Source organism: Pedobacter yulinensis (assembly GCF_003029735.1).
Taxonomy (GTDB): domain Bacteria; phylum Bacteroidota; class Bacteroidia; order Sphingobacteriales; family Sphingobacteriaceae; genus Pedobacter; species Pedobacter yulinensis.
This window is the reverse complement of sequence record NZ_KZ686271.1, coordinates 170772-184410: the sequence shown is the minus strand read 5'-3', so window position 1 is coordinate 184410 and position 13639 is coordinate 170772. Positions and strand designations below refer to the sequence as shown.

Below are 13639 nucleotides of genomic sequence, written 5' to 3'. Positions count from 1 at the left end.
TTATTTGGCGGTATAGTTGTTTACATAGGCCTGTTTGGTTTAATGGTGATTTGTCTGTTTCCTTGTATGATTTCGGCCTCGAGCATGACGCCGAGTATTTTGCAAAATGTACTGTCATCAGGTGCGGTTATCCGGCCATTCAGCTTCACATTGTTAAATTTCTCTGCTTGCAACAGCTTTACGGGGTGCTGCAGCACGAGCTCAAGCAGACTGATGACTTCATTTATTCCTGTCTGGTCAAACCGGTAATGGCCTGTCAGCAACCCTTCAAAAAGAGCAGGGTTTATCTGCAGCTTCTCAAGGCTTTTGTTTCTTAACCGCACCGCTTCGCCTGCCCGGAGCCGCACGGCACTGCCGGCATGGCTTACACGAACCAGCCCGGTGTTCACGATGACAGCCTTACCGGCACCTGCGTCTGAGACATGAAAAGATGTGCCCAGCACACTTACTTCGAGGTCGCGGGTATGGACGCTGAACGGTCTTTTCTGTCCGTCGCGGTCCAGCAGGGTTGTTACCTTAAAAAAGGCATCACCAGTCAGGCTGATGTTTCGTTCATTTTCGGGGAAACCGGCCAGGTAGTCGAGTTTTCCTCCCGGCTGAAGCCAGACCTCTGACCGGTCAGGCAGCACAATCCTTTTGGCCCTGCCGTTTCTTTCTACCTGTACGGTGATCAGTTTGTGCCGGTTTAACCTGCTAAACAAGACAGCACAGCAGGCCAGCAGGCAAATAACCGCAGCGTAACCGAAATAGCGCCGGCCCTTTCCTGCCGTTCTGGCTCCGACCGGTGGCTGTTCTTTCTTCTTCCTGATCTGCAGCCAGGTTTCCTCGCTTGGCGGCATTATGGCTTCTTTTTTTAGCTGACCGGCCACCTGTTTGATTTTGAAATAAAGCAGTTTGTTCTCTGCGCTTTCAGCTATCCAGCTCAGTACCTTTGCGGTCTCGCCGGGGTCTGTCTCTCCGTCAATAAATTTTGTGATCAGTAAATAATCCGGTTCTTTTTGTTCCATTGTGTGTTTTGTACAGCCATGACGGTAAACCAGCAGTTTCTACGTACGCACTTTGAAAAAAAATAAAAAAAGCCCGGCGTTACCGGGCTTCAGGTTGCATATAATGTGGTTTGGTTAGGCAAGTAACATGCTGACGTTTCTGAGGGCAACCCTGAGCTGCTTTACAGCTTTGTATAGCTGAGTCTCGACGGTGCGGGGCGAGATACCCATTTCTTCAGATATCTGCCTTGCGCGTTTTCCGTTCACATACCGGTGTTCGATGACCTCCCGGCACCGTTCAGGCAAACCCTGCATGGCCAATGCCAGTTGCTCTTCCCGCTCAGATGTTTCCAGGAGCAGATCTGTCTGCGCTGACTGCCAGGCTATTTCTTCCTCTGCCAGCCGGATCAGCGCATCGCGTTGTTTATCTTCCAGCTTCCGCCTGCGCAGCATATCAATATAACGGTTCCTGATCGCCCTGTAAACATAGGCTTCGAGGGTCAGGCCTACTGTTAGTTTACCGCATTTCTGCAGCAGTTGGACAAATACATCCTGTACAAGGTCTTCGGCCGCAACAGGGCCCACGTACCGGGCAGCGAAAGACACAAGCTGGCTGTAATGCTGCCTAAAGAGCGATTTCACCGCCCCTTCGGTCAGGGTTCCGATATCAATCATGCTGGTTTGCAAAGGGTTTAGTTGTTGGTTGTTTACCGAATCTAGAAAGAACTTAGCGTCGGTTTGGCCTTGAACTCTGCGCAAACGTTTGAGTAAAAAGGAGCGGATGAGCCCCGCCGAACTTAAATTTTGATGGTTAATCGTTTAAATGAGAAGCACCGGAAGCCGCATTCTACCAGCAACGGGAAAAAGCCGCCGGCAGCAGGGCAAAATCGGCCCTGCAACGTTAAGTTCAAACGTTTGCGTTGTCTTACCGGCAGTAATTTGAGGGTTTGGACAGGGTATTTAGCGGCGGGTGCCGAAGTCCTGGGTCCAGTATTTCTCTGCCCGGCCCGCGCCCATTTCTCTGAACCGCGCATTCATCATGTTTTTGCAGTGCCCTTCGCTCTTGCGCCAGGAATCAAAGACCTCCTGTTCGTCGCGCTGCCCATAAGCAATGTTTTCAGCTACTGCAGACCAGATATAGCCAATCCTGGTAACGCGCGTTCCCAGGGTTGTGCCGTCAGCAGACGAATGATCGAAAAAATCGTTTTTTAACATGTCTTTGCTGTGCCGCGTGGCAGCAGCAGCCAGCAGCTGGTTCCAGGTAAGCGGCTGCACGGCCGGCATGCGTGTCCGGCCGCAGGTGCAGCCGGCAGTTCTGATCTGGTTAACTTTTTTAAGCAGCAGCCTTTTGTTCAGATTCGTTTCATCTCCCCGACCAGGCGTTCCGCTTGCCGCAGTACCCGGACCGGTCAGTATGACCAGTGCGTACAAGCAGGCAGCCAAAATTCCGACACATTTCATACCCATGGCTGGCAACTTTAATGCCACGCAAAAAAGCCGCCCGGTGTAACCGGGCGGCTTGTCCTGAAAAGATAAACAGCCTATTCCAAACTGTCTTCTTCTTTCTTCTGTTTTTTATCTTTTTTATGCTGGATCGAAATCTCCTCCGTCTCCTTGTTGTAGTCGATCTCAAGTACATCGCCTTCAGTCAGCTCGCCTTTGAGAATCTCTTCGGCAATCGGGTCTTCAAGGTATTTTTGAATGGCGCGTTTTAGCGGACGTGCACCAAAGTTACTGTCAAATCCTTTTTCAGCAATGTAATCTTTTGCATTGTCTGTGAGCCTGATTTCGTAACCCAGATTGTGTACTCGTCCAAACAGCGATTTCAACTCGATATCGATGATGTTGAAGATTTCCTGTTTACCCAGCGAGTTGAAGACGACCACGTCGTCTACGCGGTTCAAAAATTCTGGCGCAAATGCACGTTTCAGCGCGTTCTCAATCACCCCTCTTGAATGTGCGTCGGCCTGGTTCATCTTTGCCGAAGTCGAGAATCCAACGCCCTGACCAAATTCTTTCAACTGGCGTGCGCCAATGTTAGAGGTCATGATAATGATGGTATTCCTGAAGTCAACCTTGCGGCCAAGGCTGTCGGTCAGTTGTCCTTCGTCAAGAACCTGCAGCAGGATGTTAAACACATCAGGGTGTGCTTTCTCGATCTCATCAAGCAGAATGACCGCGTAGGGTTTACGTCTTACCTTCTCGGTAAGCTGCCCGCCTTCTTCGTATCCAACGTATCCCGGAGGCGCACCCACGAGCCTGGAAACAGCGAATTTCTCCATGTATTCACTCATGTCGATCTGGATCAGCGAATCTTCACTGTCGAACATGAACCTGGCCAGTTCTTTGGCAAGTTCAGTTTTACCCACGCCAGTCGGTCCGAGGAAAATAAAAGAGCCGATCGGTTTTTTCGGATCTTTTAATCCGGCACGCGTGCGCTGAATGGCTTTGGTCAGTTTCTTGATCGCATCGTCCTGCCCAATGATCTTCTCGCCGATCTTGTCATACATGTTAAGCAGTTTCTGGCTGTCGGTCTGGCCGACACGCTGAACCGGAATCCCGGTCATCATGGCCACAACTTCTGCTACATTGTCTTCGCTGACCGTGTACCGTTTGGTTTTGGTTTCAGACTCCCACTCGGCCTTTGCCTTATCAAGCTGTTCGAGCAGATTTTTTTCGGTATCGCGCAGTTTGGCCGCCTCTTCGTATTTCTGGCTGCGAACCACTTTGTTTTTTTCGACCTTGATGTCTTCGATTTTCGCCTCGATGTCAATGATGTTCTGCGGAACATGAATATTGGTCAGGTGTACCCTTGAACCGGCTTCGTCAAGTGCGTCTATCGCTTTATCTGGCAGGAACCGGTCTGAAATGTAACGGGAAGTCAGGGCAACACAGGCCTGGATAGCCTCGTCTGTATAGGTAACGCCGTGGTGCTCCTCGTATTTGTCTTTGATTCTGGTAAGAATTTCAATGGTCTCTTCAGGCGATGCCGGCTCAACCATGACCTTTTGAAAACGACGGTCTAAAGCGCCGTCTTTTTCAATATACTGCCGGTATTCATCGAGCGTTGTCGCACCGATACATTGAATCTCTCCCCTGGCCAGGGCCGGTTTAAACATATTTGATGCATCCAGCGACCCTGAAGCACCGCCGGCACCCACGATTGTATGAATCTCGTCAATGAACAGGATCACATCTGTCGACTTTTCCAATTCGTTCATCACGGCTTTCATTCGCTCTTCGAATTGTCCGCGGTATTTCGTACCGGCAACAAGCGAAGCCAGATCAAGTGTAACCACACGCTTGTTGAAAAGCACCCGCGACACCTTCCGCTGCACAATGCGCAGCGCCAGGCCTTCGGCTATAGCCGATTTACCCACGCCGGGTTCACCGATCAGAATCGGGTTATTTTTCTTGCGCCTGGACAGGATCTGCGAAACGCGTTCAATCTCTTTCTCGCGTCCAACAATTGGGTCGAGTCTGCCCTCTTCGGCGGCTTTGGTGAGGTCGCGGCCAAAATTGTCAAGAACAGGCGTCTTTGATTTGATGTCTGAGACCTTTTTGGGCGCTGAAAAACTTTCCTCTTCCCGGTAATCGTCATCGCCGGTCGAGGCGCTGCCTTGCGGATCATCCCTGAAACCATTGCGGTTTACCTCGACCTCCTGTTTAAAGATGTCGTAAGTTACGCTGTACTGCAGCAGGATCTGCGAGGCAATGTTGTCATCATCACGGAGAATAGACAGCAACAGGTGTTCTGTTCCGATCAGGTCGCTCTTGAAGATTTTTGCCTCCAGATAGGTGATTTTTAATACTTTTTCGGCCTGCTTTGTCAGTGGAATATTACCAAGATTGGCTGTTACCCCCGAAGTGCCCCTGACTGCGTCTTCTACCGATCGTCTGAGTTTCGATGTATCTACCCCGAGCGACCGTAGAATCTTAATAGCCATCCCGTCGCCTTCTCTGATGAGACCCAGCAACAGGTGTTCGGTTCCTATATAATCGTGACCCAGTCTCAGGGCTTCTTCCCTGCTGAAAGAGATCACGTCTTTAACCTGCGGTGAAAATTTAGCTTCCATATATACCTTTCTTAAACGGGGCGGCTCTAAACTAGAAATACTTTGCAAAAAGCCAGCACCCTGTTTCGAAATATTTTATCAACAATTACGCCATAGCAACTGAGGCACGATCGCTTCTGACGGTATTTCAGATTAATTACTCCGGTATGGCCAAAATAGCCATTCTGCAAAAAAATCAGGCAATTATGTCAGATAAATTCTGTCCCGGTAACCGGCCCTTCCGGTGAACGGCCAATCGCCTCACGACCGGGAGCCTGCCAGCTTCGCTTTTCACGCATCCCCAGAGCATATACGAAATCCAGGCAGGAATTGTTTCCTGATTTCTTCATAATTTGAGCATATTTGCGAAAAAAAAGCAAACATGTCTGACGAAAAAATAATCTTTTCGATGGCGGGTCTGAACAAGATCTATCCGCCTCAAAAACAGGTTCTGAAGAACATTTATATATCTTTTTTCTATGGCGCCAAGATTGGCGTAATCGGTTTGAACGGTTCGGGCAAGTCGTCCCTGCTCAAAATCATTGCCGGCCTGGACAAATCATACCAGGGCGACGTGGTCTTCTCGCCCGGTTATTCTGTTGGTTACCTGGCCCAGGAACCGGAGCTCGACCCTGAAAAAACTGTCAGGGAGGTTGTCGAGGAAGGTGTAGCTGAGATTACGGCCATTCTTAAGGAATATGAAGAAATTAACGAAAAATTTGGCCTGCCCGAGGTTTATGAAGACGCAGATGCGATGGATAAACTCATGGCGCGCCAGGGTGAGCTGCAGGACAAGATAGACGCCGTCGGCGCCTGGGAACTTGATAACAAACTTGAGCGGGCCATGGACGCCCTGCGGTGCCCTGATCCTGATACCCGCATTGCAGTTTTGTCGGGTGGTGAACGCCGCCGGGTAGCCCTTTGCCGGCTCCTGCTGCAGGAACCAGACGTCCTGCTGCTCGATGAGCCGACCAACCACCTGGACGCTGAAAGCATTGACTGGCTTGAACAACACCTGCAACATTATAAAGGTACCGTTATTGCCGTAACGCACGACCGGTATTTTCTCGATAACGTTGCCGGCTGGATCCTTGAACTGGACCGCGGCGAAGGTATTCCATGGAAGGGAAATTATTCGTCCTGGCTGGACCAGAAAGCAAAACGCCTGGCACAGGAAGAGAAAACAGAGAGCAAACGCCAGAAAACGCTCGAGCGCGAACTGGAATGGGTACGCATGGCTCCCAAGGCCCGGCATGCCAAATCAAAAGCCAGGCTGAGCAATTACGAGAAACTGGCTTCTGAAGAGACCCGGGACCGCGAAGACAAACTGGAGCTCTTTATACCACCCGGCCGCCGGCTGGGCAATGTGGTTATCGAGGCGAATGGTGTCAGCAAGGCGTATGGTGACCGGATCTTGTTCGAAAACCTGAGCTTTTCGCTGCCGCCGGCAGGCATTGTGGGCATTATCGGGCCGAACGGCGCGGGTAAGACCACCTTGTTCAGGCTGATAACCGGCCAGGAAACGCCAGACGGCGGCACGTTCCGCGTTGGTGAAACGGTAGAGCTGGGTTATGTTGACCAGATGCATGATGACCTGGATGCGAACAAAACGGTTTACGAGAACATTACAGACGGGCTGGACAACATTCAGCTGGGCAACAAAGCCGTGAACGGCCGCGCATATGTCTCTAAATTTAACTTTAACGGCGGCGACCAGCAGAAAAAGATAGGGGTATTATCTGGTGGAGAGCGCAACCGTGTTCACCTGGCCATCACGCTTAAAAAAGGTGCGAATGTACTTTTACTAGATGAGCCCACCAATGACATCGATGTGAATACGCTCCGGGCACTGGAAGAAGCGCTGGAAAATTTCGGGGGCTGCGCAGTGGTCATTAGCCACGACCGTTGGTTCCTGGACAGGATCTGTACCCATATCCTGGCTTTCGAGGGCAATTCTGAGGTGTACTTCTTTGAAGGAAACTACAGCGATTACGAAGAGAACAGGAAAAAGCGGCTCGGGGATGTTACCCCTCACCGCATCAGATACAAGAAACTCGCTTAATTGCACCATTTGAAACGAGCCTCCCGAACAGTTGTTCCGGAGGCTCTTTTTATTTCTTTCCGTCCCGGATTTCCAGGTACTGACGCAGTTGCGTGTAGTATGCAGCCAGCACAGTCAGTTCGGCCAGCAGAAGGCTTAGCAGCGGATCATCCGCTGAACGTTGCTGCCTTCGGGCCAGAAGCAGTATTCGCTGTGTAGACTTCACCTGCTCGATCAGGTAACCGGCAGCATCTGCAAGTGGCCGCAGGCTCGCTTTAAAAGCCGCTTTTCTGAGCTCGAGCACGGAAGTCGAGATGCTGCGGGCATCCCGACCAAAGGCCGCCGTACCAAGCGTACGAAACGGTTCTTCAAAGGCAGTTATGCCGGGCATCGCTTCTTTTTCCCCCTTCATGTGCCGTTCAGGTCAGCACATAAAACTTTCGCCTGCATTTTGCACACCGGTAATGCCTGAGGTTTAGCCAGGAAAAAAGGCTTCTGGCTAGCGTGCCGCGCCTGATCCGGTAGCATTCCTGGTTACCGCACCTCCGGCAGGCTACTGCCGGCGCGTTGTGGTCCCGGCCTCCCGCTGCTGCGTCGTTCACGGGGTTGATCATCATGTCCATAGCTGAAGTCATAGCTCATTCGTTAAGATGCTGCAAAAGTGCGGTTTGCTGCCTTTACAGAACAGACAAAAACCTTTACAAAACTGCCAACTTGCGCAAAAAAACCTCGTTACAGGGATCAAAGCAGGTCATGAACATCGCGGCCATATGCCCCGCGAAACAGCCTGGCAAAGTAAGCGGGGGTATCAAAACCGGCCACCTGTGCAATCTCAGCAAGTGTGCGGTAGCGGCCCGAGTCGATTGCCTCGCGGGCAACGCGTAGCCGGATGGTGCGAATATATTTGTTTGGCGTAAGGCCGGTAACCGCCTTTACACGCCGGTGCATCTGCCGTTCACTCAGGTTCATGTCATAACTCAGCTCGGTAATAAGCAGATCGGTCCTGCCAATCTGACCGCGTACCAGGTTTTCCAGGCGTTCCAGCCAGGCAAGGTCTGCCGGTGAAAGCATCGGCATTCGGTCTGCAGCGGGCAATTCACCTGCTTCTGAGGCAGCGAGTTTTCGGGCCGCGGAATTCTCGAGCAGGTTATTGACCCGGGCCAATAGTTCTCCGCTAATAAAAGGTTTGGTCAGGTAGTCATGTACGCCTGCCTGCAGCGCCCGCACCTTTTGGTGTACATCAGCCTGGGCAGTCAGCATGACGAAAGGAATGTGGCAGTACACCGGGTCGGCCTTCAGGCGCTGCAACAACGAATAACCGTCCATTCCGGTCATCATCACATCTGATAGGATGAGGTCTGGCGGTTCCGGCATACCGGCCAGTCGGGAAAGTGCATCTTCGCCATCAATTGCCTGGACCACTTCATAGTGGCTGTCCAAAACCTGCTTCACATAGGCAGACATGTCAGCCTGGTCTTCGACAAGTAAGATTTTCCGATCCTGCCCTGCCGGCAGCGGCATATCTGCTGGCAACGGTGCTGCCGGTTGCGCCGCCGTGCTGACAGGCGCTTCGGCAATGACAAGCGGCAGCGACAGGCGAAATTCAGTACCCTGGCCGGCCTCAGAATGCAGCTCCAGGGAGCCACCCATCAGTTCGCTGAATTCTTTTACGATGGCCAGCCCGATCCCTGTACCCCCGGCGGCATCCGGACGGTCTACCTGGTAAAACCGGTCAAAGACCTTACCCTGCTCATCGGGGTGAATACCCGGTCCGGTATCCTGCACCGAAATTTTAAGCTCCCCCGAATCGACGACTGCCGACATTCGTACCGATCCGCCGGCAGGCGAAAACTTAATCGCGTTTGAGAGCAGGTTGTTCATGACTTTTTCCAGCTTGTCCCGGTCGGCGATGACCCATAACGTTTCAGGGATGGACTTGTCAAGTACATAGTTCATCCGCTTGTAGCGGGCAGCAGAGCTGAAGTTCCCGAACGTCAGGCCAATAAAGGCATGCAGGTTTAGGGGTTCATTGCGCAACCGCAATTTGCCCGTTTCCAGCTTGCTCAGATCGAGCAGTTCGTTGATCACATCGAGCAGCTTTCGGCTGTTGCGCCAGATCAGTTCTGCCGCATTTGCGCGTTCGTCAGTACTCATTCCCGAACCCTCACGGCGCAGCTGTTCTGCCGGCGACATGATCAGGGTGAGCGGTGTGCGCAGTTCATGACTGATGTTCGTAAAAAACATTGACTTGAGCCGGTCTAACCGGGCCAATTGCTCATTTTCAAGCGCGAGAATGGCCGCCTGCTTTCGTCGCCTGTATAAAAACAGGCCATACACCGTAAAAACGACCATCAGTACAGTGACCGCAGCAAAAATGGTCAGGTTACGTTCGTGGCGCAGCAACAGGCTGCGGTTGTTGGCTTCAAGAACCTTCTTGTCCGCACGAAACCTGGCATCCAGTTCGTTTGCCGCACGCGTTTTTTCTACTGAGGTAAGTGAATCATGGATGGCATTAGCCTTCTGTGTGTACCCGTATGCGTTTTTATAATCGCCCATGGCTAGGTATGCCTCGCTTAAGCGCCTGTAGATATTTCTTTGAAGCGTTTGGCTGCTTTGCCCGCGCGACAGCAGGCCTAGTGCCTGCAGGCCGTATCCAACGGCCTCACGGTACTTGCCTGTGCTGATTTTCAGTGTCATGAGCTCATTTAGGGCATGTTTCTGGATAGCAGGAAAATTGTGTTTCGCCGTAAGGCTGACCGATTCCAGCAGCACCTTTTCTGCTGCCTGAAACCGGTTCTGCATTTCATACAGCCTGCCCAGGTTGCTCAGGTACCGGGACCTTTCAAAAGGAGAGAGAAAACTGGCAAATGGCGGATTCAAGATCACTTCCATTGATCTTGTCGCCTTCTGCAGGTTCGCGGCATTGCTCATGCCGCGGTGCGAATGAATATTTGAAACCGTACTGAGGGCAAAGATATACGAAGCCGTATCGCGGGCAGACAGGGCTGCGACTGCAGCCTCCTGTGCATAAGGAAGGGCCTTGGCAGGCTGGTCCAAAGACCGGTAAATATCTGCTACGCACAATCGTGCATCGACCTCCATTTTTGTCCAGTTGCGGCTGTCGGCTGTGCGCAGCATGCGAAATGCCATTTTCAGTCCCTGGTCTGCGGCACCCTGGTAATTGAGCATGTAGGCAACCATCAGTCCGGCCTTGACATAGGTAACCGAATCACGAACCGCTGCGTGCGCGAAAGATTGCCGGCCATATCTCAACGCCTCCGCCCGGTCTCCTGCCTGGTATGACTTGTAGGCCATGGCCAGCTCAATCTCCGCTTCCCAGGCCCCGTCCCTGCGCTGCCGGGCTATGCGGAGCAGGCTGTCGGCATAAACCGCGGCCTTTGCCGGATCATTAATCGTTTTAATGGCATTCGTCAGGTCGTTCTGATGCTGAGCAGTGGATGGAACTGGCTGCTGTGCTGCAAGCCCGGTCCGGAGACAAAGGCATATAAGGATGATGGCAAGGCGGTGAGAGAGCGGGGTCATTGCCGCTAAATTACAGTTCCGCAGGCAGTTTTGAAACAGGCTGCACTACTTACATTTTGTTTGCGCCAAATTTATTCAGTCGCATGGTAAACGTGAGCAGCACGTATTGCGTAATCTGTGCGGTACGGATGTCTGTGACAGAGTTTTCAGAGATGCTTCTGGCCAGGTTATTTGCCTCATTTAAAATATCGAATGCCTGCAACGCTAGGGTTGCCTGCCTGTTCTTCAAGAAAGATTTCTGGATGTGTGCATTGATCAGCAAAGGGTTACCCGCGTTAACAAGGAAACCTGAATACAGGCTCTTAGAGGCATTGAACCCGGCAGAGAAACCATCATCGAGATAAGTGTTGGCCGAAAAATTAAATTGCCAGGTCTCAATGTTGCGTTCACTGGCAAAAAAGATTGCATAACGGTTGCTGCTGTAGTTGTAAAGCACATTGCCCGAAAGCCCGTACCGCTTGCGGTTGTACGAGAAACCGAGCGACTGGCTAAAGTTGACACGCTCATTCCGCTTCATCTGGTTGTTCAGAAAAAACACATTGTTGCTGAGGTTCGCACTGCTCATGGCCTGCACATTGAGGCGGTTGTAAAGAAATGGCTGCGCAAAAGAAACCATTCCGCCAAAATTGTAGTTGCCGCTGGTATTCTCGAAACGGGTCTCCTGTTTAAGCCCGTTCAGCGTATCCTGAACCAGGACCACGTTGGCGGCCACCTGGTTCTGCACCACTGAGCCGTTTAGCGAAAACATCAGCGTGCTGCCGGTTTTCAGGCTGTTGAGGGCAAAACCGGCGTTTCCGTTGTGGCTGAAGCTCGGCTTCAGATCGGGATTGCCGATAATGACATTCTGCAGGTTGCGGGCATCAGGTACGGGCTGCAGCTGGTTGAAAGACGGTGCGGCACTTACGCCATTGTAAGAGAACGTAAAACTTTTGTTGTCAGGCCAGGTATAGCTGATACGGGCCACAGGCGAAAAATTAAACTGCCGCTGATTGATCTTTCCTTCCCGCCCGATGAATTCGCTGGCCAGCAGGCTGGGCTGGGCGTTGATGCCAATGTTATAAGTGAGGCGCGGAGACTGGAAGCGGTAGTTGACCGCCGCATGATGGGCCAGGAACAGGGAAGAGTAAAGTGAACTCAGGGAATCAACCAAACTGCTGTTCCAGCTGTCGGTGCCCGCACGGGTTTGAAAGCGTGTAAAGGTATTGCTCATCGACAAACCATACGAAAAGTCAATGTTTTCTTTGATTAAAGAATCCAGGCCTGGTTTAAGCGGGTAACTGTAACGCACTTCTGCAGATAAATTTGAGCTGTGATTCCGCGTGTCGATGACCCGGTTCAGCAGCGAATCTTTAACAGGGCTGCCTGTGTACCGGTCATAATAGCCGATCCTGTTGAACAGTTCCTCGTTGCTCTTGCTGAGAGCGCTGTTCCCCGACAGGCTGATCGAAAATGTACGGCCCGGAACACGGGTGCGACGGGCCCAGGTCATGCTGCCGTTTACGTTCGGCGATCTGAAATTACCCGTGTTGTCAGTAAAGAGATCCTGCCTGATAATTCCCCGCTGCATGGAATTCAACGTGGTGTTGTTATCGCGGTCTACAAACGATCCATTCACTGAAGACTGGAAATAGGCCATCTTGGTTACCGACTGAACGTTGATATTCAGGTTGTGGGTGTCGGCCTCAGACTGCATCTGGTTTCCACTTTCGTTGATGATCGTTCCGATCGTATTTACCGTTTCTACATAGGTTTCCTGGCGGGTTTTGTTGTTGCTCTCGTTGTACCGGTAGTTGGCGCTCGCACTCAGCCCCTCCTTAATCTTGTTGCGCATATTAAGCCCCAGCTGGTTATTTTCATTGAAGCCCGTGCGGTTGTCGGTGCTGCTCACCGCGCCATTGATACCGATCTGTTTATCGTCTTGCCAGAGGTTGCCGCTTGCATTTAGCGCAAGCTGCCTGTTCGTACCGCCCGCGCTGTTGATATTGCCAAAATTTCCTTTGTTCAGGTTCGGTTTGGTAACCAGGTTCAGCAATTTTACGGGCTCGCCTGTTTTTACCCCTGTAAAGTTCGCTTCGTCTCCATAGTCCTCGATAACCTGTACGCGTGCCACGATGGCCGCAGGCAGTTGCCTGATAAACTCCTTGACGTCATTTGTAAAAAAATCTTCCCCATTTACCCGCAGGCGCGTCATTGGCTGACCCATGGCTGTCACATTGCCGTGCTCATCGACCCGAATGCCCTGCATTTGTTTGAGCAGGTCTTCGACAACATCATTCTCGCGGACCGTATAAGCAGCGGCATTGTACTCGATCGTGTCTTTCATGATGCGAATGGGGTTTAACCGGGCCTTGACCTCCACATCCTTTAACTGGGTAAACTTGTTTTGGAGCACGATCGGGTTAAGGGTGACATGTCGCTCGCCTTCCTTAAATGTATAAGCTGCCTTGAGAATGCGGTAACCGATGCTTTCGAAGATCAGTCCGATTGTCTGCGTGCCAATTCCCTTGATACTGAATTCGCCATCATTATCGGTAACACCTGTCAGGGTGTCTCGCCCGGAGATGATCTTCACGTTCGCCCCCGGCACGGGGTTTTTGAGGGAGTCGATCAGGCTGCCGCTTAAGCGGTGAACGCTCTGTGCCTGAACGCTCAACGCGCTCAGGCACAGCACAGCCAGCGAAAGCCAAAAGGCGTTCGGCAAAAAGGTGTAGCCGTAAAACTCGATTCTTATCGGCATTCGCTTTTGGCTGCGAGGTTATTCCTGTTTTCTCTCCGGACGGGGACCCCGCTTGTAAATAACCAGGCCGTTCAGAAAATTGCGCAAAATCTGGTCTTTACAGGGTTTGAAGTTCGGATGGTCGTCGTTCCTGAACATATCGCCCAGCTCTGCCTTCGTCGCCTTAAAGTTAACGAGCGAGAGGATATGGACAATATCGTCTGTGGTCAGCGATAACGCTACCCGCAATTTTTTCAGGATATCATTATTACTCATATTCTGATAGTTATAGTATCGG

At 51.6% G+C, this 13639-nt stretch carries 10 protein-coding genes; 1 reads left to right on the top strand and 9 read right to left on the bottom strand.

The features are described from left to right. Window positions 1–20: 20 nt before the first annotated feature. The 5 genes from C7T94_RS17595 to C7T94_RS19450 all read right to left on the bottom strand — a co-directional run bounded on the left by C7T94_RS17595 (window position 21) and on the right by C7T94_RS19450 (window position 5391). Complete coding sequence (locus C7T94_RS17595; protein WP_107217101.1) at window positions 21–1007, bottom strand: FecR family protein; 987 nt, start codon at window positions 1005–1007, stop codon at window positions 21–23. A 114-nt stretch (window positions 1008–1121) separates the two neighbouring features. After that, on the bottom strand, window positions 1122–1661 hold the full coding sequence (locus tag C7T94_RS17590) for an RNA polymerase sigma-70 factor (protein WP_107217099.1): 540 nt from the start codon (window positions 1659–1661) through the stop codon (window positions 1122–1124). A 285-nt stretch (window positions 1662–1946) separates the two neighbouring features. Further along, window positions 1947–2453: a CAP domain-containing protein gene (locus tag C7T94_RS17585; RefSeq protein ID WP_107217097.1), complete on the bottom strand. Its 507-nt coding sequence runs from the start codon at window positions 2451–2453 to the stop codon at window positions 1947–1949. Between the two features lie 74 nt (window positions 2454–2527). Then, window positions 2528–5062 carry an ATP-dependent Clp protease ATP-binding subunit gene (locus tag C7T94_RS17580; protein ID WP_107217095.1) on the bottom strand — a complete coding sequence of 845 codons (2535 nt, stop codon included), beginning with the start codon at window positions 5060–5062 and terminating at the stop codon, window positions 2528–2530. Between the two features lie 188 nt (window positions 5063–5250). Then, window positions 5251–5391 (bottom strand): hypothetical protein, encoded by a 141-nt coding sequence (locus C7T94_RS19450; RefSeq protein ID WP_162618750.1) that lies wholly within the window; start codon window positions 5389–5391, stop codon window positions 5251–5253. A gap of 32 nt (window positions 5392–5423) precedes the next feature. Here C7T94_RS19450 and ettA point away from each other — a divergent pair, with 32 nt between their 5' ends. Continuing rightward, on the top strand, window positions 5424–7103 hold the full coding sequence (gene ettA / locus C7T94_RS17575; protein ID WP_107217092.1) for an energy-dependent translational throttle protein EttA: 1680 nt from the start codon (window positions 5424–5426) through the stop codon (window positions 7101–7103). 49 nt (window positions 7104–7152) lie between these two features. Here the strand turns inward: ettA and C7T94_RS17570 are convergent, their stop codons facing one another. From C7T94_RS17570 to C7T94_RS17550, 4 genes are all read right to left on the bottom strand, one after another. After that, window positions 7153–7494 (bottom strand): hypothetical protein, encoded by a 342-nt coding sequence (locus C7T94_RS17570; RefSeq protein ID WP_107217090.1) that lies wholly within the window; start codon window positions 7492–7494, stop codon window positions 7153–7155. Between the two features lie 329 nt (window positions 7495–7823). Beyond that, window positions 7824–10625 (bottom strand): ATP-binding protein, encoded by a 2802-nt coding sequence (locus C7T94_RS17560; RefSeq protein WP_107217086.1) that lies wholly within the window; start codon window positions 10623–10625, stop codon window positions 7824–7826. Between the two features lie 49 nt (window positions 10626–10674). Then, the gene (locus C7T94_RS17555) at window positions 10675–13362 is read right to left on the bottom strand and encodes an outer membrane beta-barrel protein (protein ID WP_107217084.1); all 2688 of its coding nucleotides are present in this window, start codon (window positions 13360–13362) and stop codon (window positions 10675–10677) included. Window positions 13363–13380: 18 nt separating this feature from the next. Continuing rightward, window positions 13381–13617, bottom strand: a complete 237-nt coding sequence (locus C7T94_RS17550) for a DUF1456 family protein (protein WP_107217082.1) — start codon at window positions 13615–13617, stop codon at window positions 13381–13383. Window positions 13618–13639: the final 22 nt, after the last annotated feature.